At 51.2% G+C, this 22608-nt stretch carries 24 protein-coding genes; 7 read left to right on the top strand and 17 right to left on the bottom strand.

From position 1 onward, the window contains the following. Positions 1 to 20: 20 nt before the first annotated feature. The gene (locus KNP92_RS11805; RefSeq protein ID WP_214840766.1) at positions 21 to 1499 is read right to left on the bottom strand and encodes an HD-GYP domain-containing protein; all 1479 of its coding nucleotides are present in this window, start codon (positions 1497 to 1499) and stop codon (positions 21 to 23) included. Positions 1500 to 1608: 109 nt separating this feature from the next. Next, positions 1609 to 3390: a mechanosensitive ion channel gene (locus tag KNP92_RS11810; RefSeq protein ID WP_214840768.1), complete on the bottom strand. Its 1782-nt coding sequence runs from the start codon at positions 3388 to 3390 to the stop codon at positions 1609 to 1611. A gap of 213 nt (positions 3391 to 3603) precedes the next feature. On the opposite strand from KNP92_RS11810, the gene KNP92_RS11815 reads away from it, so the two are divergent. The 4 genes from KNP92_RS11815 to KNP92_RS11830 all read left to right on the top strand — a co-directional run bounded on the left by KNP92_RS11815 (position 3604) and on the right by KNP92_RS11830 (position 6187). After that, complete coding sequence (locus KNP92_RS11815) at positions 3604 to 4017, top strand: methylglyoxal synthase (RefSeq protein ID WP_034807992.1); 414 nt, start codon at positions 3604 to 3606, stop codon at positions 4015 to 4017. Positions 4018 to 4112: 95 nt separating this feature from the next. After that, positions 4113 to 4922: a hypothetical protein gene (locus KNP92_RS11820; RefSeq protein WP_235193439.1), complete on the top strand. Its 810-nt coding sequence runs from the start codon at positions 4113 to 4115 to the stop codon at positions 4920 to 4922. Between the two features lie 119 nt (positions 4923 to 5041). Continuing rightward, the gene (locus KNP92_RS11825; RefSeq protein WP_034807990.1) at positions 5042 to 5557 is read left to right on the top strand and encodes a YflT domain-containing protein; all 516 of its coding nucleotides are present in this window, start codon (positions 5042 to 5044) and stop codon (positions 5555 to 5557) included. A gap of 18 nt (positions 5558 to 5575) precedes the next feature. Then, positions 5576 to 6187, top strand: a complete 612-nt coding sequence (locus tag KNP92_RS11830) for a YflT domain-containing protein (protein ID WP_034807989.1) — start codon at positions 5576 to 5578, stop codon at positions 6185 to 6187. A 36-nt stretch (positions 6188 to 6223) separates the two neighbouring features. Here the strand turns inward: KNP92_RS11830 and KNP92_RS11835 are convergent, their stop codons facing one another. Genes KNP92_RS11835 through KNP92_RS11845 form a run of 3 tightly spaced genes read right to left on the bottom strand, consistent with a single transcriptional unit; the run spans position 6224 to position 9486 of the window. Further along, positions 6224 to 7186, bottom strand: coding sequence for a 2-hydroxyacid dehydrogenase (locus tag KNP92_RS11835; RefSeq protein ID WP_214840770.1), 963 nt, complete (start codon positions 7184 to 7186; stop codon positions 6224 to 6226). A gap of 26 nt (positions 7187 to 7212) precedes the next feature. Continuing rightward, a complete protein-coding gene (locus KNP92_RS11840; RefSeq protein ID WP_214840773.1) occupies positions 7213 to 8355 on the bottom strand; it encodes a YcjF family protein in 1143 nt (380 codons plus the stop codon). A gap of 12 nt (positions 8356 to 8367) precedes the next feature. Continuing rightward, positions 8368 to 9486, bottom strand: a complete 1119-nt coding sequence (locus KNP92_RS11845; RefSeq protein WP_214840775.1) for a GTPase — start codon at positions 9484 to 9486, stop codon at positions 8368 to 8370. A gap of 81 nt (positions 9487 to 9567) precedes the next feature. Between KNP92_RS11845 and KNP92_RS11850 the strand changes: the two genes are divergently transcribed. Both KNP92_RS11850 and KNP92_RS11855 read left to right on the top strand, forming a co-directional pair. Continuing rightward, positions 9568 to 9954, top strand: coding sequence for a VOC family protein (locus KNP92_RS11850; protein ID WP_214840778.1), 387 nt, complete (start codon positions 9568 to 9570; stop codon positions 9952 to 9954). Positions 9955 to 10047: 93 nt separating this feature from the next. Then, positions 10048 to 10845, top strand: coding sequence for a formate/nitrite transporter family protein (locus KNP92_RS11855; protein ID WP_214840780.1), 798 nt, complete (start codon positions 10048 to 10050; stop codon positions 10843 to 10845). Positions 10846 to 10887: 42 nt separating this feature from the next. Here KNP92_RS11855 and KNP92_RS11860 read toward each other — a convergent pair whose 3' ends face one another. Then, positions 10888 to 12360 carry an alanine/glycine:cation symporter family protein gene (locus tag KNP92_RS11860; RefSeq protein WP_214840782.1) on the bottom strand — a complete coding sequence of 491 codons (1473 nt, stop codon included), beginning with the start codon at positions 12358 to 12360 and terminating at the stop codon, positions 10888 to 10890. Positions 12361 to 12768: 408 nt separating this feature from the next. On the opposite strand from KNP92_RS11860, the gene KNP92_RS11865 reads away from it, so the two are divergent. After that, positions 12769 to 13746 carry a hypothetical protein gene (locus tag KNP92_RS11865; protein WP_214840784.1) on the top strand — a complete coding sequence of 326 codons (978 nt, stop codon included), beginning with the start codon at positions 12769 to 12771 and terminating at the stop codon, positions 13744 to 13746. A gap of 50 nt (positions 13747 to 13796) precedes the next feature. On the opposite strand, the gene KNP92_RS11870 is transcribed toward KNP92_RS11865, so the two are convergent. From KNP92_RS11870 to KNP92_RS11920, 11 genes are all read right to left on the bottom strand, one after another. Continuing rightward, the gene (locus KNP92_RS11870) at positions 13797 to 13964 is read right to left on the bottom strand and encodes a hypothetical protein (protein WP_167331255.1); all 168 of its coding nucleotides are present in this window, start codon (positions 13962 to 13964) and stop codon (positions 13797 to 13799) included. A 1-nt stretch (position 13965) separates the two neighbouring features. After that, a complete protein-coding gene (locus KNP92_RS11875) occupies positions 13966 to 14169 on the bottom strand; it encodes a YwbE family protein (protein WP_024370994.1) in 204 nt (67 codons plus the stop codon). Positions 14170 to 14233: 64 nt separating this feature from the next. Beyond that, a complete protein-coding gene (locus tag KNP92_RS11880) occupies positions 14234 to 14566 on the bottom strand; it encodes a hypothetical protein (RefSeq protein ID WP_214840786.1) in 333 nt (110 codons plus the stop codon). Between the two features lie 39 nt (positions 14567 to 14605). Continuing rightward, positions 14606 to 14965: a monovalent cation/H(+) antiporter subunit G gene (gene mnhG / locus KNP92_RS11885; RefSeq protein ID WP_214840788.1), complete on the bottom strand. Its 360-nt coding sequence runs from the start codon at positions 14963 to 14965 to the stop codon at positions 14606 to 14608. Next, positions 14952 to 15227 carry a Na(+)/H(+) antiporter subunit F1 gene (locus tag KNP92_RS11890; protein WP_214840790.1) on the bottom strand — a complete coding sequence of 92 codons (276 nt, stop codon included), beginning with the start codon at positions 15225 to 15227 and terminating at the stop codon, positions 14952 to 14954. The genes mnhG and KNP92_RS11890 overlap by 14 nt, the downstream gene beginning before the upstream one ends. Then, positions 15227 to 15703: a Na+/H+ antiporter subunit E gene (locus KNP92_RS11895; RefSeq protein WP_214840792.1), complete on the bottom strand. Its 477-nt coding sequence runs from the start codon at positions 15701 to 15703 to the stop codon at positions 15227 to 15229. Before KNP92_RS11895 ends, KNP92_RS11890 begins: the two co-directional genes overlap by 1 nt. Continuing rightward, the gene (locus KNP92_RS11900) at positions 15700 to 17190 is read right to left on the bottom strand and encodes a Na+/H+ antiporter subunit D (RefSeq protein ID WP_214840793.1); all 1491 of its coding nucleotides are present in this window, start codon (positions 17188 to 17190) and stop codon (positions 15700 to 15702) included. Before KNP92_RS11900 ends, KNP92_RS11895 begins: the two co-directional genes overlap by 4 nt. Next, positions 17183 to 17521 (bottom strand): Na(+)/H(+) antiporter subunit C, encoded by a 339-nt coding sequence (locus KNP92_RS11905; RefSeq protein ID WP_024371000.1) that lies wholly within the window; start codon positions 17519 to 17521, stop codon positions 17183 to 17185. Before KNP92_RS11905 ends, KNP92_RS11900 begins: the two co-directional genes overlap by 8 nt. Further along, positions 17521 to 17958, bottom strand: a complete 438-nt coding sequence (locus tag KNP92_RS11910) for a Na(+)/H(+) antiporter subunit B (RefSeq protein WP_214840794.1) — start codon at positions 17956 to 17958, stop codon at positions 17521 to 17523. Before KNP92_RS11910 ends, KNP92_RS11905 begins: the two co-directional genes overlap by 1 nt. After that, entirely contained in the window at positions 17955 to 20363 is a 2409-nt protein-coding gene (locus tag KNP92_RS11915; protein WP_214840795.1) for a Na+/H+ antiporter subunit A, read from the bottom strand. Before KNP92_RS11915 ends, KNP92_RS11910 begins: the two co-directional genes overlap by 4 nt. 443 nt (positions 20364 to 20806) lie before the next feature. Next, on the bottom strand, positions 20807 to 22498 hold the full coding sequence (locus KNP92_RS11920; protein WP_214840796.1) for a glycoside hydrolase family 13 protein: 1692 nt from the start codon (positions 22496 to 22498) through the stop codon (positions 20807 to 20809). Positions 22499 to 22608: the final 110 nt, after the last annotated feature.

The raw sequence follows: 22608 nt of genomic DNA on the forward strand, positions 1-22608 counted from the left end.
CTTTTGCGGGACAGTTCTTTTTAAGCCGGAATCGCTTGGCGTCGCAATGCGACGAAGACATCAACGAAGTTTGCGTCCCATTGCGTTCCCCGGCCACTTTCTAAGATGGCGAGTGCCTTTTCAATCGGCATGCCTTGTCTGTAAGGACGGTCCGAGGTCATGGCGTCGTACGCATCGGCGATGGCCATGATGCGACCGAACAACGGAATCGCCTCTCCCGCTAACCGGTCTGGGTATCCATTGCCATCAATCCGTTCATGGTGGGAACGGACGCCTGCTAAAATAGGCTGCAACGAATCTGGTAACGTGATTTGATTCAAGATATGAATGCCAATGGTCGGGTGTTCTTGAATCTGGGCGAACTCGTCATCCGTCAATCGACCTTCTTTCAACAAGACGTCATCTCGAACCCCAATCTTTCCGATGTCATGAAGAAGTGCCGACTTACGAAGAAGTTCAACTTCGTATGCAGGCATTCGGAGCGCTTCCGCCAGCTCGACCGAGTAAGCGGCAACCCGTTCTGAGTGGCCGGCCGTATAGGAATCACGAGCATCCAGAGTTGCTGCGAATAAGACGAATAAACTATTCAACAACTGCTCGTTCTCGGTCTCTCGGCGCGTTACGTTCTCGACCATATGATTGAAACCGGTCACGAGTTGACCGAACTCGTCAGAATACGGATTTGAAATCGGTTGAAGCGTCCCTGAGTCGATGACGGAGACCCCTTCTGTCAATGCACCGAGCGGACGTTTAATGCTGTCATAGAGTAGGATGCTACTAAACGTTGCCACACCAACGATAACGACTAAGATGAGGGCAGCCCATCCCCAATACGCATCGACCTGTTCGACCGTAGACAATTGGACGCCCGAAGCGAGCATGAACAACATGACCGGTAACATCCCGATAACGAGCATGCTCACTAACAATTTCGTCCGGACACTGAGTGAACGCTGTGTCGTCTGAAGCGGTTGTTGATGTAATGATTCATTTGTTCCTTGCAAGTAAAGAAGCATCGGTTCGACCGAGCGGTACGTTAAAAAGAATTCAATTAATGCATGCAATAGTGCAATCAAAACCGCCCCAAGTGCAGCAAGCCCAATCATCCGGTACGGCAAATCGATCCAACCTAGGTGAATCGCGGTGGCGGATAAAAGCATCGCTGGAAGCGACAGCCCGAACAAATGCGGTCCCATGATCCGCTTGATAGTGAGCACAGGAAAGCGGCTCGTCTGATCAAACGCCTGTTGAAGCACGGCCTGACTCGGAACGTCCGTCAAACAAGCCAGACGTATCGGTGCCACGTGCCGACGATACATCAATAACTCCAATCCCGCCATGACTGTCCCGGATACGACCATGATGAAAAATAAGAGCATCATTTCCAATGGCGATAGCTCGAGCGTCTGGAAGATGAATAAACCACCGACCCCGAAGACAGCGATGCCCGATCCTAACACATAGTTCCGTAACAATGTCTGCTGAAACGTTTTAAACACGTAATCCACTCCTGCCTTTGTCGACTAATTACTTATATATCGACCAGTTTTCCTTCTCTGTTGATACAAAAAAACAGGCCTCTCAGTGAGAGACCTGTTCAACGATTGATTACGGACGGAGTGGTCCATCATTATCGTCTAACGACCGGTTGTTTTCATCCGGCGTGATGTTGTCGTGGAACGGATTCGGTTCAGGACCGTCTACGTTCGTTTGGTTCGGCATATTCGTCCGATCCGCTTCACGCTTCAAATCTTGTTTCGTTTGATTCGCTTCACGTTTCGATTGATCCAACCCTTGTTTCGCCTCACGCTTCGCAGCTTCGGCTTCAGCATTCATTTGTGCTTTTTCTTGTTCGAGTCCTTCTTTTGAGACTTCTGTCTCATCGATGTTCTTTTCTGCTTTCTTCAAGTAACGCGCCGCTGTTTCACGTCCGCCAAGACCGAAGGCAAGACCGAAAGCAAGGGCGACGGCACCGAGGATAAGCAAGAACGCCGTGTTGACGATCATCGGTGCGATACCGAGTTGGCTAATCGCCATGAAGAAGGCAAGTCCAAGAATCGCGTACTTCGCAATGTGACGGAGAGCGCTCGGTTGACCGGCTCCATCGACGAGCACGCTTCCGACGAGTCGCTCTGCCATGTTCGCGAGCCAGAAACCGACCGCCAAGATGACGATGGCTGCGATGACCATTGGCAAGTAAGCAAAGATAGCTGTCGCGAGCGATGCCATGAATTCAAGGTTCGCTACTTGAAGTGCTTCTGAGACGAACAACAAGATGACGATGATTTGCACGATTGTTCCGATGACTTGTGCGACAGACGTCGATGATGTCGAGCGTCCACCGAAGCCCATCTTCTCAGCGAGTGAGTTCACACCTAAATTCTCAAGGAGTGACACAACGACACCTTTGAGCCATTTGGCAACGAACACACCGACGAGAATCAAGACGATAGCGACGATGATGTTTGGAATCATCGCTAGGATGTTATTAAGCATCGAGATGGCTGGTTCCGAGATTCCACGGATGTTCAACGCTTCAAGCGCCGAAATCGTGACCGGAATCATGATCAAGATGAAAACGATTGTTCCGACAGCCTTCGCAAGGCTTGACCCTTTGACGTAATCCGCCAAATGTAACTTCTCAGCGAATCGGTTTAACCCGGCTGCTTCCAAGAATTTCGTCAAGATATCGCGAACAATTTTCGCCACGACGTAACCGATGGCGAAGATAAGTGCCGCAGCGACAAGTCTTGGGATGAAGGCAAGGAAACTGTTGAGCAAGTCTTCGAACGGTCCGCTAATTCCTTGGAGACCGAGCGCATCAAGTACGGCCGGAAGAGCCAACAAGAGGACAAGGTAGAAGACGATGTTTGCTACCGTATCCACCCATTGCGTCTGGTTCACACTAGACGAATCTTGACCAGTCTTCTCCATCAACTTGTTCAAGTTGAGGCGATGACCCGCCATTTGAATCGCTTTTTTCAAGAGTGTTGCGATAATCCAAGCGACGAGTAAGATGAGACCGGCTTTAATGACCCCGGTAATCAATCCTGAGAAGCTTGCATAGATTTGGTTGAACGGCTGCGCAACGCCCGGCACGTTCATGTATTCAAACACAATCAAGAATGCGAGGAGCAAGACCCCAAAGAAGACGACCTTCGCAATAATGCGCTCTGGCGTCCACTTTCTTTCGTCACGGCCCGGCTTAGCCGGATCCCCTTCTTTTGTTACCCCGACACGTTCGTCAAGTCGTGCTTTGCGAAGCGCTTTGCGCGTCACACCTTCCAACACTTTTGCTAAAATATAACCGATTACAAGAACAAGGATGACTAGCAAAAGGTCCGGTAGCCACGACATGACGGAGTTAAAATTGTACGTCGTATTGTTCATTCAACATCTTCCTCCTATCTCTTTTTGAATTTTTAGTTAAGATTGACTCTCTGTATTAATACCAACATTTTCATACCGGTAAACCTTGCCCGTTTCATATCGCACTAAAACAGTTGTTCGCTTATGATTTTTATATCTATAGAAAGAAGACGTGTCTTTCTTAACCAAGTATGGTACGAATGAGTTGGAAATCTTTTTTTAGGAGGAGTCTCGATGAACATCGCGTTGATTGCCCACGATAAAAAGAAAGATGATTTGATTCGCTTAGTCCGCGCTTATGCGCACATTTTAAAGCACCATCAACTATTCGCCACCGGTACGACCGGCAAGCGTGTAGCCGAAGCGACCGGGCTACCGGTTCACTGTTACAAGTCTGGCCCGCTCGGTGGAGACCAAGAAATCGGTGCTGCTGTCGCACGTGGGGAAATGGATATGATTCTTTTCTTCCGTGATCCGTTGACGGCCCAGCCACATGAGCCTGACGTCAGTGCGTTGATGCGCTTATGTGACGTGTACTCCATTCCACTTGCGACAAACATGGGCGGCAGTGAGATTTTGGTGCGTAGCATCGCGCAAGGCGATTTTGAAGCCCGAACGCTCGACCATAACGACGAGCCCCCTGCTTGAATCGAAATAAACTATAGAAGAGAGGAATTCATCTGAAACAGCCTACCTTTAACGACCCCGCCCTCCAAGCGTTTTATGACCAAGTCCGCATCCACTTGCTGGACTTAGTTGACGATGAAGCGGAAGCGGAACGGCTACTCGACAGTCTCGCCGGCTATATGAATCAGGCCGAGAAGAACGGGCAATCACTCGACGGCCTGCTCAGTCAGTCACCGGAAGAATATGCCACGTTCTTAATTGAAAAGCCCGTGACGAATGAAGAGTTCCGCCGACGCTACCACACGCTCATCGACCAATCGGAGGAATTGAAACCTCACGAAAAGACGCAAGTCAATCGCGAGTTCGATTGGGCCGTCGATCGATTGAATGACATGAAATTGAAGCTGCAAGACATCGAGATGCGCGACGTCTCGTTTCTCGCCTATACGAAAATCGAGGCGATGAAATCGTCACGTCGAGCTTGGAATCAGTTCGGCTGGCTACTCGGCATGATTCTCGCCTTCGCCTACGCCAATCTGCTCCTCGTCATGGACGATGTGTTCAGCTTACGCCTCTTTACGGCCCCAACCGGGATGTACGCCATCGACTATTTCGGGTTCATCTTACCGGTCCTCTTGACTGGCGCCGTCTTCGGCTTGTTGACGCGCTTCCGTCATCATTTCCAGACGCTCGGTCGACGCGTCCTGTTCGCCATCTTCATCGTGCTCGTCTACGTCGGGTTTGTCATTTTGACCCAACCCGTCCTCATGGCACTCGAATGGTCATTTTTAATCCAATTGACTCCGCTTTACGCGCTCGTCCTACTTGGCCTCAGCGGTTTCATGGCACTTTGGACACTGATTGAGTTCGTCTGGCGGAACACGCGATGCCGACTCGGCAACGATGACGTCATCCTCTACTATTGATTAACGGACGCCTCTTCTACTGGAAAAGGCGTTTTTTGTTTGAAGTTTGGCCAGAACGGAAATTATTAATAGCGTGACGCCAATTTATAAAGCAAATCATAGATTGAAGGAGGCACACTATGTCGGACCGTAAAATTATTGGGCTCTTTTCAAGTGAACAAGAAGTGATGGATAAGGTGGATGAGCTTCGAACAGCCGGGGAAGCTGAGAAGAACATGCACGTCGTTGCCAAACGAGATGGGGAAATCTCTGCCCTGCGCTATCACACCGATGTGAATGCAGAAGCGGGCATTCGAGACGTCAACTGGCTCGACCGCGTTAAATCGTTCTTACACGGAAGTGACCGGATTCGTGACGAGTTGCGTAATATGGGCTTGAGCGATGCAGAAGCAGAAGAGTATTACACGGCAATCGACAATGGCAAACTATTACTTTATGTCGACAAGCATTCCTATGAGCGCTATCCAAACATGTATAAAAAAGACAGCGAACTCGATCATGAAAAAGGGGAAGAGGCGGACGGCATCGCCTTTGATGCCAAACCGTTCAATGACCACGATGAAGAACCACGTGGCACGAAAGACGACCCGATCGTTCGCGGACACTCCGGTTTAGAAGACCATCGTCGATTATAAAATAAGGAGGAAACAGACATGAGTGAGAAACAATTCGTCAGCATGTACGACACCCAGCAGTCAGCACTTGGTAAAATCGAAGAGTTGCGCGCAAAAGGCTACAAAGACTCGGACATTTATGTCGTCGCGAAACATGAAGACAACGTCTCGATTTTACGTCGTCAAACGGACGTCCATACCGAGGCGTCTCATGAGACCGGCTGGTTCGACAAAGTCCGTGCGTTCTTAAGTGGAAAAGAAGATGTGCATAGCGGGCTTCGCAACATGGGACTAAGCGAAGAAGAAGTAAATCGCCACTACCGTGACGTCGAAGACGGGAAAATTCTCATCTATGTCGACGAAGACTTCGAACGTCGCCACAACGATGGGTTAACGATCGACTCCACACGTTTCAACGAATCGACGCATGGGACAAGCCATCAAGGCCACCATACGGCCGACGGACTTGAAATCGACTCGACCCGATTTAATGAAACGACCGGTGACAATCCAAATCGAGCTGTCGACCCAGAGCAAGACAGACTGGATGAGAAAGATAAATTGAATGACAAAGAGGCAAAACTGCGCGGTCTTGATGATCGGGCGCTTCGTAACGATTTCGAAGACCCTGACAACGTCCGCCGCTTTTAAAGGTAAAGGAGTCTGACTACGCGTCAGACTCCTTTTTCATGTCAATCGGTTTTTCGGTTCTTGTCCTTCAAGTACGTTCACAATTGCTTGACGGTTGAGCTCCATCATCGCGAGACGGGTCTTGATGGAGGCGCTACCGATATGCGGCAACGTTGTCACGTTCGGGAGCGTCAAGAGCGGATGATTCATGTCAATCGGTTCTTTGGCGAACACATCAAGTCCGGCCGCCCAAATCCGCTTCTCGTACAACGCGTCATAGAGCGCATCTTCGTCGACGATCTCGCCTCGGGCGACGTTGATGAACACGGCCGTCGATTTCATTTTCGCCAACGCTTTCGCATCGATGAGACCGCGCGTCTCTTCCGTGAGCGGGGCCAACACGACGACGAAATCGGATTCAGCGAGCAAATCATCGAGTTCCGCGTAAACAAACCCGTACATCGATTCGGATTCATGCCGTCTTGTCCGATTATGGTACAGCACATCCATATTAAAGCCACGTGCACGGCGCGCCACCGCTTCACCGATACGCCCCATCCCAATAATCCCGAGCTTCGCCTGATACAAGTCCATGCCGACATAGCCCATCGGCGTCCATGACTTCCACTCGCCGGCGCGAAGATCGCGCTCGGCCTCACCGAGTCGACGGGCTGTCATCATCATAAGGCCAAACGCTAAATCGGCCGTCGTCTCCGTCAACACGTCCGGTGTGTTCGTCACGATGATCCCGTTCGCTTTCGCCGCTTCGATGTCGATGTTGTTATAACCGACCGCCAAGTTCGAAATGACCTCGAGGTTCGGCGACTGCTCAATCAACTCACGGTCAATCGAGTCGCTCAACATCGTCCACAACGCATGCGCCGTGCTCGCTTCCTCAAGCAAAACGTCTCGCGGCACACTGCTCGCCTCTTCGTCCCACATGCGGACCTCATACGTTTCGCGTAGCGGTGCCACAGCCTCTTCGGGCAGTCGTCTCGTAATGTAGATTCGTTTCTTCATCTAATCGCTCCTCTGTTCTATTTGATTCAGTCTTTCTTTTTCGTCACCGGGTTTTGGGCCATGAACTGTTCGAACAAGGAACCAAAATCACTGTTCAATAGCTGCTCGATCGTCTTCGACGAATCCATCGCGTTCCGATACGCGACTTCGTTGATGGCGAGACCGATCGCCCACGTGATGCCCGATGCGACCGTCGCATTGATGACGCTCGCCGCCGCGTTCGCTCCCGGGAAAAATTTCATGACGTTTAATAAAATCGTCTTCGAGAGCGCCCGCCCAATCTGAGGGATGACGGTGCTGCCAATCAACGCCCGGAGCATGTCATCGTTCGTCTTGACACCCCAATAACGGAAGAGATGGACGCTCATCGTCACTTGAATCGGCGTCAAGGCGATGGCGTCAGCGAACGGAAGCGGCACCGCAGCCGCTGTCCCCGCGCTTGCCACGTAGCCCGAGATGATGCGATTCGCTTTCTTCCGCTTCAGTTTGAGCATCTCCTCGCTCTCGGCATGGACTTCCATGAGTAGCCCTTCCTGAAGCGACTGGTCGAGCTGTTCGACCGACCAGGTTACGAGCCGCTCCCAGTCCAAATGGGCGCGCAACTCGGAATCATTCAACAACTCTGAAGCGACGCTCACTTGGAACACCGCATCGTTCGCTACGACATCCTTCACTTCCTCACGTAGCGCTGCCAACTCATCAAAGTCGACTTGGTCAATTTGTGTGAAGACGACCGCGACCGACGTCACGTCGTTCAAGCGTCGGATGAGCGCCTTGTCGAGCGGAGTGACCCGCTTCATCGAAGCGTTGATCGCGTACCAGACGAGGTGCATCTGTTCGGCTGCCCCTTTTGCGCCGGCCCGTTCGACGAACCCGATGACTTCATCCGCATACGCTTCTTGACGCGCACTGCCAATCTCATAGCCCTCACTATCGTATAGGACAATGGCAACGTCTTCGCTTTTAAATTCATGGATGCCTCGCGTGACCGGTTCACCCGCGGCCACTTTCGTCAAATCACGACCGAAGACGTGATTGACGACCGAGCTCTTCCCCGAGCCGGTTGCCCCGGCGATTAAAATGTTCGGTTTTTTCACTTTGCCCCGTAAACGGTCAAGTTCTTCTTTCAAGTCGTACGTATCCAAGTTAAACGGTGCTTTTTTCTCCATCTCGCTTCCTCCTCATTGACTGAGCGTTCGGCCGAGCCGACGCATCTCTTCTTCGAATCCACGGCGCACGTCGAATTCAATCGTCTGTCTGACGACCTCGTACTGTTGATTGACGGCTTTTTTGATGCCGCGCTCGGCCGTCCGCCGTTTAAACGCCCAATAGATGAAGTGTACGCCCGGAATCATGCCAAGCACCATCTTTCGAATCGTCCGCTTGAACGAATAGTCGAAGCCGAGCTCGACCCGGCGCGTCTTGAAGACGAGGTCGGATGGGGCGCCGACGAGCGGATACCGTTCCATCAGTTGGATGTAGTGACGAATACCTTCTGCCATCGCCTCTTCCGTCGTCTCCGCGGCCGCTTCGAGCGTGGCTTCCAAATCTTTTTCGATTTGACGTGCCTTCCAGCTAATCATCGCCTGCGGGGTGAAGATGCGGATTGATTCGGCGACGCGATGGCTACGGTCCCGCCATGCCTCGAGTTCACCGAGTAGATGATTCGTCAAATTGAGCGGGAGTTTCCGCTCGACGTCCTGCCATAAGTTCACTCGATTTCTCATCCAGACGGCATCGTAACCGAGTCGCGGGACGAGTTGACCGCTCAGTAGCTTCTTCTCGACGCTATTGACCCGTATCATCGCCTCGCGTGGAATATTGAGCTCACGCATGAGGACAGCCTCCATCGCTTCCGCCTTCTCGACGTTCATGGCGCTGTCCGGGTTATAGTTCGTCAAGATAATCGTCACGTTGCTCTCTTTCTCGTAGAGCGGTCTTAAGATGGAGTCAATCTCGTACGCCTCGACACGGCCCGAGTTAATCGACAGTAAATAATAAATCGTGTGGAACCAATCGGCGATATCAAGCGCCCCTTCCCGCTCGTTGACGACAGCGAGCACCGCGTCGTGCCACTCGTCCGAGCGATCGGCCTCGAGCCCCCACGTATCAAAGAAGCGAAACAGGATGCCACGTTCAAGGTCATAATATTCATATTCGTGCAATCCTTCGGCCGTCACCGGGCTGCCTGCTCGCGACGCCGCGATGTCCCGGCCGTAAATATAGTTCAAAAAAGCACTCTTCCCGACGCCGGTCTTGCCGGCTATCAAAATGTTCGAGACAAGCCCCGAATTGTCCATATGGTTCCCCCTGCATTCGTCGTATAATAACCATTATACTAAATGGACGGTTTCGAAACGTCCGACGGAAGGATGAGCCCGATGTTGCATCATGTCGAATTGTACGTCTCTGATTTGAAAAAGAGTCTGACCGCTTGGGACTGGCTCCTCACCGAACTCGGTTACACGCTGTATCAACAGTGGGACCAAGGACAAAGCTATCGGTTTGGAGAAACGTATCTCGTCTTTGTCCAGACGGAGACCGCGCACCTTGAACCACCGTACCATCGGAAAAAGACTGGCTTGAACCACCTTGCTTTTCATGCCGATTCATTGGAACAGCTCGAGCGACTGCGCTCACAACTGGCTCAGCATGGATTTATGGAACTATACGCCGACCGTTTTCCCTACGCCGGCGGACCGAATTACATCGCGCTTTATTTCGAAGATCCAGACCGGATGAAAGTCGAACTCGTGGCGACGATGTGAACAGTTCATGTCATCCTCATAAAAGTTTGTGAAAACAATTGCAAACTTTAAGAAGACCTCCTAGACTTGAAGTGTCTAAGGAGGTCGTTTCAAATGGAAAAACAAGTCGTCGATTATATGGAGGAAGCCGCGCATAAAAAAGCGACACTGTTGCGTCACGCGTTCGGACAGTATGTGTTACGCTCCATCATCGCCGGATTTTTAATTGGAGTTGGGGTCGTCTTCGCGTTCTCGGTCGGCAACATGTTCATCGAGGTGCCGGGCACGATGCTGTTTGCCGGGATGAGTTTCTCGGTCGCGCTCGTCTTTATCGTTTGGATGGGTGGCGAACTGTTCACGAGCAATACGATGTACGCATATACCGGGGCGAAACGACACCGCATCTCATGGCGTGAGCTATTCGCCGTCTGGGGAGTCAGTTGGGTCGGCAATTTGGTCGGTGCACTCCTTCTCGTCAGTCTCGTCGTCGGTGCCCACAGCATGGGCGAGGTCGGAAGCGACCACCTTTTGGCCGTTGTCGCCGCAAAAAAGATGGGAACCGATGCATTCGCCATCTTCTTAAAAGGAATCCTTTGCAACGTGCTCGTCTGCATCGCCATCTTCATGCCGTTGAAAACAAAAAATGACGTCGCCAAAATCATGTTGACGATGTTACCGGTCGTCGCCTTTTTCGCAGCCGGGTTCGAGCACTCGATCGCCAACATGGGCATTTTCGCACTCGCCTTGCATTACGCGCCCTCTGAGACGATTAACCTCGGGTTTGCCCTCAACAACTTGTTGTTCGCCACACTCGGTAACATCGTCGGCGGTGCCTTGTTCGTCGCGGCAACGTATCTCCATTTGAACGCACAAACCTCGACGAACGTCGAATCGATTCGGCAGAACGCATAAAGACAGGGGCCCCGATGCGCAGGGCCCCTGTTGTTGCATGGTTTATGATTTTGAAGAATCGGCAGCTGCCGCTTGAACGGCACCTTGTGCGACTTCTTCCTCTTCGACGTCCCAGCATTCCGTGTTCTCGATTCCGAGTTTACGGGCTGAGAAGCGTGGGTTGAGTCCTTGTGCACGCTGCTCTTCGTAGTCGCGAAGTACTTTGAAGGCAACACCACCAAGAAGGATGATGGCTGCCAAGTTGATGAGTGTCATCCCCGCCATGAACAAGTCAGCGAGGCTCCAGACGAATCCAAGACTTGCGACCGATCCGATGAAGACGAAGCCCATAGTGAGAAGGCGGAAACCGAACACTGCCGCTTTGCTCTTCTTGATGAACTCGATGTTCGTTTCACCGTAGTAGTAGCTACCGACAATCGAGCTGAAAGCGAACAGGAGAACGCTGACGGCGATGAAGGCTGGTGCCCATGATCCGATTTGCTCAGCTAACGCGTTTTGGAGAAGTGCGATACCTTCCCCATTCCCTGCAGCATAGCTGTCTGAGAGAAGGACGATGGCAGCAGTGGCTGTACAAACGATCAACGTATCCAAGAAGACACCGAGTGTTTGCATGAAACCTTGTTTCGCAGGGTGCGAAACTTCCGCAGTCGCTGCGGCGTTTGGAGCAGAACCCATACCTGCTTCGTTCGAGAAGAGACCACGACGTACACCCATCATGATCGCCGCACCTACCGAGCCACCGAACGCTTGCTCGAGGCCGAACGCGCTTTGGAAGATCATGCCGATGACCGCTGGCATTTGTGCGATGTTCACGACAACGACGTAAAGTGCGATTGCCAAGTAGAGAACAGCCATGATTGGGACGACGATCGCCGAGAAGTTAGCGACACGTTGTACACCACCGAAGATGACGAGTCCTGTCAAGACGACGAGGATGACACCGCCGATTGCAGCTTCAAGACCGAACGCGTTGTCAAACGCCGCTGCGATCGTGTTCGATTGTACCGAGTTGAAGATGAGACCGAACGTGAACGCGATCAAGACCGCGAAGACGATACCGAGAACACGGTTGTTCAAGCCTTTTTCGATGTAGTAGGCTGGACCGCCGCGGTAAGCGACGTCATCTTTTACTTTATATACTTGCGCGAGCGTGCTCTCAATCATCGCTGTCGCGCCACCGAGGAGGGCCACGATCCACATCCAGAAGACGGCACCTGGTCCACCGAGAGTGATGGCGACTGTGACACCGGCCAAGTTCCCTGTACCGATTCGTGTCGCTGCTCCGATGAAGAACGATTTCGCTGAACTAATTCCTTTTCCGTCTTTTGTGAGTGTGACGTCCGACTTGTCATTGACGACACGGAACATTTCTTTTAAGTAACGGAACTGCATAAATCGTGTTTTGACCGTGAAGTAAATCCCGGCTCCGACAAGCGCGACGATCAACACGTACGTCCACAAGATGTTGTTTAAAAAGTCGACGCTTCCTTGCAATAAGTTTTGTACGGCTTCCATGAATAAGTTCCTCCCTGTTGTGTAAATCTGAAGTTGTTAAGATTTTTATAATGTCTTGTTTTGAATTATACAAAGATTCTGACAATTAGCAATAATTTTTTTACAGGTCGGTTCACATAAAATTCACACAAGTTTCGACATAAATCCTGAAAAAACGACACTTAAAGCGCTTTCATAACATTTTAAATGAATCATTAAATCTATATTTCCTAATTTATTTATGATGTTTTCATTCAACTTCTTTCATATTATTCGTTTTATAAATAGATTGGTTTGTGAATATGATTGCTATTCTATCAATATTTCCCGATTCACGAATGAATTCCGACCTACCAGGTAATAAATAGTTATAGGTGCACACCTTCTCCCACATCACGTTCAGTCATCACGAAGAAAGAAGGGAATGAGATGAAGAAACATCGAAAATGGTGGTCACTCTTGTTCGTGCTCATGTTCGTGCTGTCGCTGTTGCCAATGAAAGGAGTAGTCGCGGAAGAGAGTAGCAAGCAGTGGTGTGTGTCGACGACGTCGAGTAAAACGATTTTCGCGGGACAAAATACCCCAATTGGTACGGTCGATTTCGAGTTTGTCTCTGGCGGGCTTAAAATCGTCATTGATTTAAATGAGGGCATACAGCTAAAAGATGATCCTGAGAACATTAAAATTGATTTTCGTTTAGTTACAGGGTCGCTTGAACGCTTGCAACCTGGACAATACGACTTTAAAACGTATTCGAACAGCGACCCGACGCATCTGCTCATCCCATACGCAGATCTCGCCTCCTACCTCGGAGTCCCTGTATCGACACTCTTGTCTGACGGTTTCCAATTCAATGTTTTTGTTCACTTGGATACAATTGTGAATGAGAAAAACGAGACTGCGTATGCCGGGGACGATCCAGGACTTGACCCTTGGGTGCGCTACGTCACGTTGACGGTCAAAGAGTGTACACCGCCACCACCAATGGACGACTATGACGTGTATACACTCGGTTGCTGGAAAAACATCTTCAACTTCGAAAAAGTGACATTCTCTTACGGCACCGTTTTGAAAATCAATGGCGTCTCATACGATGTGTCGAAACTGTCAGACCGTCAAGCACTCTCCATTCTTTTGAATCCGTCTTCGAAATCGATGACAGAAGAGAAGCGGTTGATTATGCAATTGACGGCAGCTAAAATCAACGTTCTCTTGAACGACGCGGATTTCAAAGACCTAAACCTTGTCTATAAAGACAGTGGGGTCGAGGTCGGCTTGACTGTCGGTCAATTGATTGCTGGCGCGGACGCAGCACTTGCAAGTAAAAACATCGACCAAATGAAGTACTACCAAAAACTGCTCGATGACTTCAACAACGGGCTTTTCGTTGGGACGTCGCATGACTGAACACGTGTGAACGAAGGAAAAAGGCAGTCGCTCGAATGAGCGGCTGCCTTTTAGATGCCTGTCCGTTTCTTCTGGTTGTTCGGCTTCTTCGTCAACTGGTTCGTCAACGGCTTCTGCTTCGTCCCATGAAGGCCTGTTGGCACTTTCGTCTGACTTTGTTTCTTCTCGGCGAGCTTTTGTTTCATCGCCTCTTGAAAACTCATTTTCTTTTCACTCATGTCATTCACCTCCAGCTTCGATCACTTTCACCCGACCGACCTGTCCATCGCTTAAGCGTACTTTAATGCCGTGCGGGTGACGTGGCGAGTTCGTCAAAATGTCTTTGACGACGCCTTTCGTCAACTTCCCACTCCGCTGATCTTGTTTAAGGACAATCTGGACGTGGAGCCCTGGGCGAATGTCCGCGCGTTTCGTGCCATCCATACCCGACACCCCTTTCCGTATAGTCAACCTCTATCATATGCTCTTTTCCCGCTTTTGTCACAACCTATTCGACAATCCCGACTTGTGCCAGCGCTGCCGTTACATAGCTTTGATCGGTCTGGAATGTCCGAACAGCTGTGTCCCGGATGAGCCGTACCTCGACCCGTCCGCGCCTGAACGTGAGCGTCAACAGGGCGACCCCTTCTCTACTGACGAGCTCGGCTGTCCCGTCCAAGCGATGATAGACGTTCGTGAGTGTGCGTACGAACGAAACATAATCGCTGACGTTTACCCGCTCCTTATGACCGAACAACGCGATCGTCAACATCTCCCGGTTCGCCTCTACGATGGTAAAGGCGTGCGTCTCAATCTCATTGCCAATTTCAAAGTGATGCATCGAATCCCTCCTAAAAAACACTCTCCAGAGCGGAGAGTGTCAGTTGACGTCTTTTCGTGCTTCCGGGTATTTCTTTTTCAAATCGTCCTGCGTCGTCAGTTTCGAGAGCGGAACGCCTGTCCGGTAGGCAGCACGCGATACCATCAAGGCTGCGAGCGGTGCCGTCAAGAAGACGAAGAGAATCGTGAGTAGAATCTTGCCGGAGAACATCCCTTCTGCGAACAGAAAGTAAAGGAACGTCCCGACCATGACGGTGATGACACCAAGCGTAGCGCTTTTCGTCGCGGAGTGCGTGCGTCCGTATACATCTGGGAAGCGGATGAACCCGATTCCACCGACGAGGCTAAGAAACCCACCAATCAGACAGAGGATGGCGACAATCCATTCAATCGCGGTCAAAGATATCCCCCCTCTCCACAAATTTCGACAGTGCAATCGTCCCGATGAAGGCTAATATGCCAATGACGAGGATGACTTCGGCGTAGGCAATCGTCTCTTGAAGAATCATTAAAATCCCGATGACGCCGATCAACGTAATCCCGATCGCATCGAGCGCGACGATGCGGTCCGGCATCGTCGGCCCTTTCACGGTCCGAACGAACGAGATGACGAGTGAGACCGACATGAAGAACAGGGCGATCATAAGCAACACTTTAAACATTAGTGCGTCACCTCCATAATCGCTTTCTCAAACGTGTCGTGAATCTCCCGAATCATCTGTTCCTTATCCGGCACGTGAATCGAATGAACGAAAATCGACTTCTTGTCTTCGGAAAAGTCCATCGAGAGCGTCCCTGGCGTCAAACTGATGAGCGATGCGAGGAGCGTCAACTCCCAGTCCGACCTGAGCTGTGTCGGCACTTCGATGATACCGGGCTCGATATCAAACTTTGGGCTGAGGAGCACTTTGACGACATCGATGTTCGACATGATTAACTCCTTGATGAACAAAGCGATTAACTTGAAAGCCGCGAAGACGCGGCGCATATAGAAGTCGAAATGGAGGAAGCGACGTAAGACGAACAAGATGAAAATCCCGACGATGTAACCGAGCAGGAAATCGACGCCGGTATAGCTATTCCAAAGCACCGCCCACATGATGGCGATGACAGTGTTTAATACGACCTGGAACGTCATGCGCCCCCTCCTTTCAAGACAGAATCAATATAAATCGATGGATCGAGCAATTGGTTCGACGCTTCGAGGAAGAACGATAGGATCGGCTGAGCCGCGACACCGAGCACCGTCGTCAAGATGACGAGTGGGATGGCCGGGAGCAACAAGTCGCCGACTTTCGTCTTGCCTTGGGCTTTCGTATGCTTCTGTTCGCCCCAGAACACGTACATGAAGATTTTAATCATCGAGAAGAGCGTCAACATCCCGACGGCGAGTGCGATTCCACCGACGGCGTATTGCTCCGTCTCAAAGCTCGAGACGACGAGCGACAACTTACTGACGAAACCGCTAAACGGTGGAATCCCAGCGATGGCGATCCCGGTGATGAAGAACATCCATCCGAGGAGCGGGTGCGTCTTCAGTAAGCCGCCCATCTGTTTCAAATCGGTCGTCCCGGTGATGCGTTGCGCCGTCCCTGCATAGAGGAAGAGCGCCGTCTTCACGATGATGTTGTGGACGATATAATAAATCGCCGCGGCGATCGCAAGGCTCGTGTAAAGCCCGAGACCGATGACCATATAGCCGACCTGCGACACGATATGGTACGACAGGATGCGCTTGAAGTCGAAGTTCGAGACGGCGCCAAGCCCGCCGATGACAATCGTGATCGCCCCGACCCAGATGAGGATCGGCTGCGTGAACTCTTGATTGTGCGGGAAGATGAGCGTGAACGTCCGGATAATCGCGTAAATCCCGACTTTCGTCAACAAGCCACCAAATAATGCGGCGACCGCTGCCGGTGGTCCATAGTACGAACGCGGCAACCAGAAGTAAAGCGGGAATAACGCCCCTTTCATACCGAACACGATGAAGTAAAACATCGCAATGACGTTCAGCACGCCGACTTGTTCCAGTTCGGCGACACGCTCGGCGAGTTGCGCCATGTTAAGCGTACCGGTGACGGCATAGGTGAACGCCATCGTCGCGATGAACAAGATGGAGGCGAAGATGTTCATGACGACGTACTTGAGTGACTCACGGAGTTGATAGTTCGTCCCGCCCATGACAATCAAGACATATGACGAGATGAGCATGACTTCGAAGAAGACGAACAAGTTGAAGATGTCCCCTGTCAAGAAGGCGCCGTTCACACCCGTCAACAAGAAGAAGTAGAACGGGTAGAAATAGAACTTCTCGCGCTCCGGTGCGATTGTCCGGAATGCGAAGAAGAGACAGAGCAGTCCGACGATGGCGGACATGAGGACCATGATGGCAGCGAACAAGTCCGCCACGAGCACAATCCCAAACGGTGCCGACCAGCTGCCGACCTCTAACACGACGACACCCTCGGTCCGGACGACACTCAACAGATAAATCGCGACACCGAGCATGAGCATCGCGGTCAATCCACTCAAGAACCGCTGCAAGCCGATGTGTTTCGAGAATAAAATCAAGATGGCCCCGACCGCGAACGGAATCAGGAACGGGAGTACGAGCAAGTTATTCATCGGCCGACCCCCTCAACTGTTCTAAATCGTCCGTCTTGAACGCTTTGTACGTCCGGTAAGACAAGACGAGTAAAAATGACGTCATCCCGAAGCTGATGACGAGCGCCGTCAACACGAGCGCTTGTGGTAACGGGTCCGCGTACGCCTCTGAATTTAAATTGAGGAGCGGAGGCGTCCCGCTCTGGAGTCCCGACATCGTCAGGAGCAAGAAGTGCGCCCCGTGCGACAACAAGATGAGTCCGAGCACGATTCGCAATAAGCTTTTCGTCAGTAACAGGTAAGTGCCGACCATGAAGAGGACACCGACCGTAATCGACATGAGTATTTCCATTACGAATCATCCTCCGCAATCGCTAAAATTATCGTCAGGGCAATGGCTACGACGACCAAGTAAATCCCGAGGTCAAACGGGAGCGCCGTCGACAGCTCCGTGTTCCCGAGTACCGGCAAGTCGTAGTAATCAAAGAATTGGGTCAAGAACGGATAACCGAACAGCATGCTCGAGACGCCCGTGAACAGGGCGACGAGCAAGCCGACGGCAATCATCGTCGTGAAGTTGAACGGAAGCGCCTTTTTGATCCGCTTCATGTCAAACCCCAAGTACATGAGGAGAAGCGCACTCGCCGTCATCAATCCACCGATGAACCCTCCGCCCGGGCTGTTGTGTCCGGCGAAGAACAGATAAATCGAGAATGCGAGCAAGATGAACGTGACGACCCGCGTGATGCTATGGAGCATCAAGTTGCTGGCTCTCACTTGTCTCTTCATACGTCTTCTCCTCCTTTCAAGCGTAGTTTAATCAGCGTGACAATCCCAAGTGCCGCAACGGCCAATACGAGTACTTCGAGCAACGTATCAAGTCCACGGAAGTCGACGAGAATGACGTTGACGACGTTATAGCCGCCTGCAAGCTCTTTCGCGTTCTCGAGGAAGTAATCCGAGATCGACTCATAGCCGGCCTCGTTTCCAAGCGCTGCCGAGCTGAGGGCGACGAGCGTCATCGTGACACCGACCCCGATCGAGATGAACAGGTTCGCCACGTTCAGGCGTGGCGTGAACTTCTCTCTTCGCATCTCGGGCAAGTGGTAGAACGCGAGCATAAAGATGACGAGCGTCACCGTCTCGACGAGTAGCTTCGTGAGCGCGAGGTCAGGCGCCCGGAACACGATGAGCAAGAGGGCGAGCAAGAAGCCGATGACCCCAACAACGATGACCGCTGTGATGCGGTGGTTCAAGAACGGGATTGTAATGATTGCCCCGATGAGGAGCGGAATCAAAATCCACATGAACGGCTCGATTACGCTCGTGTTTGCCGTGTCGATGGCGAACGCATCGAATCGCCAGAACGTGTAACCGACGAGGAGCAACATGAACGTAAAGATATACGCGAAGTAATCACGCAAAAGCCCCGTCATTTGAAGACGTGTGATCCACTGCGAACCTGACGTGAGGCCAGTAAGCGCATTGTCATAGAACCAGTTGAACGGGTCACGCTCGCGGTTGTAGATAGCGAGTTTCATCCAACGGTGCATGAGATAGAACAAGAACGAGGCGATCAAGACGACACCGAGCGTCATGAGAAGCTCTGTGTTAATCCCGTGCCAAATCTTAATATCGACAACGAACTGTTCGCCTTCCGGCAAGACCGTCGGCAAGATCGCTTGTTTCGCCGGTTCGATAATCGAGTACGACAACAAGTTCGGGAACAAGCCGAAGACGATGACGAGGACGACGAGAATGATCGGACTGATGAGCATTCCAATCGGCGCCTCGTGCACGTTCCGCTCATAGTTGCTCGGCTCGAACTTCCCACGGAACGTGTGGAAGAACATGATCAAGCTGTAGAGGAACGTGAAGATACTCGCAATCCAAGCGATGAGCGGGAATAGGAACCCGAGCGAACCGACATCGAACGCCTCGAAGTTACGCACGTTCAACATCGCTGAGAAGAACTTCTCCTTACTCAAGAACCCGTTGAACGGTGGCAATCCTGCCATCGACGCAAGACCGATGAGCGAGACGGTGAACGTGATCGGCATGACCGTCATCAAGCCCCCGAGTTTGCGGATGTCCCGCGTTCCCGTCTCGTGATCGATAATCCCGACCGCCATAAAGAGCGCGCCTTTGAACGTCGCGTGGTTGAACAAATGGAACACCGCGACGAGAATCGCTTGCGAATAAATCGGATCATCGGCCCCGCCCGTCAGCGCGGCCGAACCGACACCGAGGAGCGACATGATGAGACCGAGTTGGCTCACCGTCGAGAAGGCAAGAATTCCTTTTAAGTCCTTTTGCCGGACGGCCGAGATCGAACCCCAAAGGAGTGTCACGAGTCCGACGATGGAAAGCGTCCAGAACCAGACGTTCGAGCCGCCGAACACCGGCGTCATCCGAGCGACGAGATAAATGCCTGCCTTCACCATCGTTGCCGAGTGCAAATACGCACTGACGGGTGTCGGAGCTTCCATCGCGTCTGGCAACCAAATGTGGAACGGGAACTGCGCCGACTTCGTGAAAGCACCGAGCAAGATGAGAATCATGGCTGGTACGAAGAGCGGGCTCGCTTGGACGACATCGACATTCTCGATGATTGTCCGAATGCTGAACGTGCCCGTCATTTGATAGAGCAAGATGAATCCACCGAGCATGGCGAGTCCGCCGGCCACGGTGATGAGCATCGATTTCTGCGCACCTTTCGTCGACTTGTCCTTATGAAACCAATAACTGATGAGGAGTGCCGATGCCATGCTCGTCACTTCCCAGAACACGTACAAGACGATCAAGTTGTCGGATAAGACGACACCGAGCATCGCGCCCATAAAGAGCATCAAGTACACATAGAAGTTGCCGAGTCGTTCTTTCTTCGATAGATAGAAAATCGAATACAAGACGACGAGCGACCCAATCCCTGTAATCAACAGGACGAACAACATACTCAATCCGTCTAAATAAGCGGTGAACTCAATCCCGAGCGCCGGAATCCAGGACACACTCGTCTCGACGACTTGGCCGGACGAGATGACCGGTAGCCAGTTCATGAAGTAGACGAATAGCGCTGTCGGCAACAGCCAAACGAACCATCCGGTATGAATTTTTGAGACGTACTTAAACAAAAACGGGATGATGAGCGCGAATAAAAAAGGCGATAAAATCACCCAATGCAGTGCGGACAAAGTGTTCCCTCCTTCAAATTTTCTCATTATGCCTTGTAAGGTAATCTTTTACATTAGTGAATGCAGATTCCTTTTCTCTAACGACGATTGGCGGCATCAATATCTTCATTTTCTTACCCGAATTTTAAGCCGCTCAACCTCGAACATTATTTTCAATGCTCTCTCAATGTGCTGTTGATTCCCAGTATAGCTTACTTTTTTATCTGTTTCATCCCTCCTGCTCACTCAGATTCAAATTCACATGACCTTGTTAATAAGAAGAAACGTGATATTTTTTTATTTCTTAACCCGTTTTTGAAAACCATTAATTGTAATTAATTTAACTATTAAAACCATAAATGGTTCTTTAAAATCTTTTATTTTGAAACCTGTTACAGCCTAAGGTTGTCGAAAAACGACAAAACGGACACGTTCCATAGCTAGGAACGTGTCCGTCATTCGGGTCAAAGGCGATACAGTCTCGCCTCGAACGGTTTCAATAAAAATGTCTCGGTGTCAATCGGCTCCGGATCGAGCTCATTCGTCAAGACTAAGGTTCCCGTCACGACGTCCGAAAGCGTCACCGTCGCCGGATTGGCCGTCAAGTTAGTGACGATTACGAAACGTGTCTCGCCGAGTGCACGCTCGTAGACGAACGCTTGCCGGTGTTCAGGTAACAGGTCGCGGTAACGTCCGTAAGTGAACGTCTCTTCTGTCCGGCGAAGTCGAATCATCGCCTTATAAAACGATAAGATCGAGTGAGGGTCTTTTGCTTGTGCCTCCACGTTAAGCGTTTCGTACTCCTCATGAATCGGCATCCATGGAGTACGTGTCGAGAACCCCGCATGCGGCGAGGCGTCCCATTGGATTGGGGTGCGGACGTTGTCGCGCGACGTGCCCCATACTTGTTGCATCGAATCGATTTCACTCATCCCATGCGCGATCCGCTCGAAATACTCATTCTTCGTGGCGACATCATCATAGTCATGAATCGACGGGAGCGGCACGTTCTTCATCCCGATCTCTTGGCCTTGGTAAATGAACGGTGTCCCATGCATGAAGAAATACATCATGCCGAGCGCGGTCGCACTCTCGCGCCAGTAATGGTTCTCGTCCCCGACGAGCGAGACAGCCCGGACCATGTCATGGTTTTCGATATACAGCGCGTTCCATCCCGTTTCAAGCAATCCTTGCTGCCACTTGTCGAAGATGCGCTTCAGTTCGATGACGTCGAGCGGGGCGAGGCGTGACTTACGCATGATATCGACGTGGTCGAAATGGAAGGCCATGTTCATCGCCCCATTGTCAGGGCCCATCCATAAGTCCGCCGCCTCCGGTTCGATTCCATTCGTCTCGCCGACCGTCATGATGTCGTAGTTCGAGAACGTCTCGCGCTTCATCTCTTGCAAATACTCGTGGATGCCCTCGATATTGGAATACATCGAAAAGGCCGTCACATATTTTTTCCCGTCTGTTGACGGAAGCAACGTGTCCGTCGGCTTCTTTTTAATGTGGCTGATTGCGTCGACACGGAAGCCGTCAATCCCTTTATCGAGCCACCAATTGATCATGTCATAGACGGCCGTGCGGACTTCCCCGTTCTCCCAATTAAGGTCCGGTTGTTTCTTTGAAAAGACGTGCAAATAATACTGATTTGTCTCAGGATCGTGTTCCCAAGCCGAACCGCCAAAAATGCTTGCCCAGTTGTTCGGCGCTTCCCCGTCCTGTCCGTCTCGCCAAATATACCAGTCCCGTTTCGGGCTGTCTGTCGACTGGCGCGACTCGACGAACCATGGATGTTCATCTGATGTATGGTTGACGACGAGGTCTAACAATAGCTTCATTCCGCGTGCGTGCACAGCGTGAAGTAACGCATCGAAATCTTCCATCGTACCGAACTCTTCCATAATGTCTTGATAGTCGGAAATATCATACCCATTGTCATCGTTTGGCGATTTGTACATCGGGCAAAGCCAAATGACGTCGATGCCTAGTTCCTCGAGGTAATCGAGTTTTTCAATAATACCGCGAAGGTCGCCAATCCCATCCCCATTTGAATCTTTAAAGCTACGCGGATAAATTTGATAGGCGATCGCTTCTTTCCACCAAGTGCGTGTGACCGTCGGTTGTCCTACTCGTCTGAACGCCGTCTCCATACGTCAATTTCCCCCTAAAGATTGTAGTCAATGTATTAGACAGATACATACCTGTTATGTAGTAGATCTAATCCTACCATAGCATTCATGCAAGCGTTTGCAAAGTCGGA

The sequence above is a fragment of the Exiguobacterium sp. s122 genome (assembly GCF_018618475.1).
Classification (GTDB): Bacteria; Bacillota; Bacilli; order Exiguobacteriales; family Exiguobacteriaceae; genus Exiguobacterium; species Exiguobacterium himgiriensis.

Excerpts from the sequence above, each read along its gene's own strand:
- KNP92_RS11830 (WP_034807989.1), top strand. The coding sequence starts at position 5,576 with ATGAGTGAGAAACAATTCGTCAGCATGTACGACACCCAGCAGTCAGCA.
- KNP92_RS11880 (WP_214840786.1), bottom strand. The coding sequence starts at position 14,566 with ATGCATCACTTTGAAATTGGCAATGAGATTGAGACGCACGCCTTTACC.
- KNP92_RS11870 (WP_167331255.1), bottom strand. The coding sequence starts at position 13,964 with ATGAGTGAAAAGAAAATGAGTTTTCAAGAGGCGATGAAACAAAAGCTC.
- KNP92_RS11895 (WP_214840792.1), bottom strand. The coding sequence starts at position 15,703 with ATGACGTTCCAGGTCGTATTAAACACTGTCATCGCCATCATGTGGGCG.
- KNP92_RS11825 (WP_034807990.1), top strand. The coding sequence starts at position 5,042 with ATGTCGGACCGTAAAATTATTGGGCTCTTTTCAAGTGAACAAGAAGTG.
- KNP92_RS11875 (WP_024370994.1), bottom strand. The coding sequence starts at position 14,169 with ATGGATGGCACGAAACGCGCGGACATTCGCCCAGGGCTCCACGTCCAG.
- KNP92_RS11840 (WP_214840773.1), bottom strand. The coding sequence starts at position 8,355 with ATGGAGAAAAAAGCACCGTTTAACTTGGATACGTACGACTTGAAAGAA.
- KNP92_RS11860 (WP_214840782.1), bottom strand. The coding sequence starts at position 12,360 with ATGGAAGCCGTACAAAACTTATTGCAAGGAAGCGTCGACTTTTTAAAC.
- KNP92_RS11910 (WP_214840794.1), bottom strand. The coding sequence starts at position 17,958 with ATGAAGAGACAAGTGAGAGCCAGCAACTTGATGCTCCATAGCATCACG.
- KNP92_RS11920 (WP_214840796.1), bottom strand. The coding sequence starts at position 22,498 with ATGGAGACGGCGTTCAGACGAGTAGGACAACCGACGGTCACACGCACT.
- KNP92_RS11890 (WP_214840790.1), bottom strand. The coding sequence starts at position 15,227 with ATGTTTAAAGTGTTGCTTATGATCGCCCTGTTCTTCATGTCGGTCTCA.
- KNP92_RS11810 (WP_214840768.1), bottom strand. The coding sequence starts at position 3,390 with ATGAACAATACGACGTACAATTTTAACTCCGTCATGTCGTGGCTACCG.
- KNP92_RS11855 (WP_214840780.1), top strand. The coding sequence starts at position 10,048 with ATGGAAAAACAAGTCGTCGATTATATGGAGGAAGCCGCGCATAAAAAA.
- KNP92_RS11905 (WP_024371000.1), bottom strand. The coding sequence starts at position 17,521 with ATGGAAATACTCATGTCGATTACGGTCGGTGTCCTCTTCATGGTCGGC.
- KNP92_RS11845 (WP_214840775.1), bottom strand. The coding sequence starts at position 9,486 with ATGGACAATTCGGGGCTTGTCTCGAACATTTTGATAGCCGGCAAGACC.
- KNP92_RS11835 (WP_214840770.1), bottom strand. The coding sequence starts at position 7,186 with ATGAAGAAACGAATCTACATTACGAGACGACTGCCCGAAGAGGCTGTG.
- KNP92_RS11815 (WP_034807992.1), top strand. The coding sequence starts at position 3,604 with ATGAACATCGCGTTGATTGCCCACGATAAAAAGAAAGATGATTTGATT.
- KNP92_RS11850 (WP_214840778.1), top strand. The coding sequence starts at position 9,568 with ATGTTGCATCATGTCGAATTGTACGTCTCTGATTTGAAAAAGAGTCTG.
- KNP92_RS11865 (WP_214840784.1), top strand. The coding sequence starts at position 12,769 with ATGAAGAAACATCGAAAATGGTGGTCACTCTTGTTCGTGCTCATGTTC.
- KNP92_RS11900 (WP_214840793.1), bottom strand. The coding sequence starts at position 17,190 with ATGAATAACTTGCTCGTACTCCCGTTCCTGATTCCGTTCGCGGTCGGG.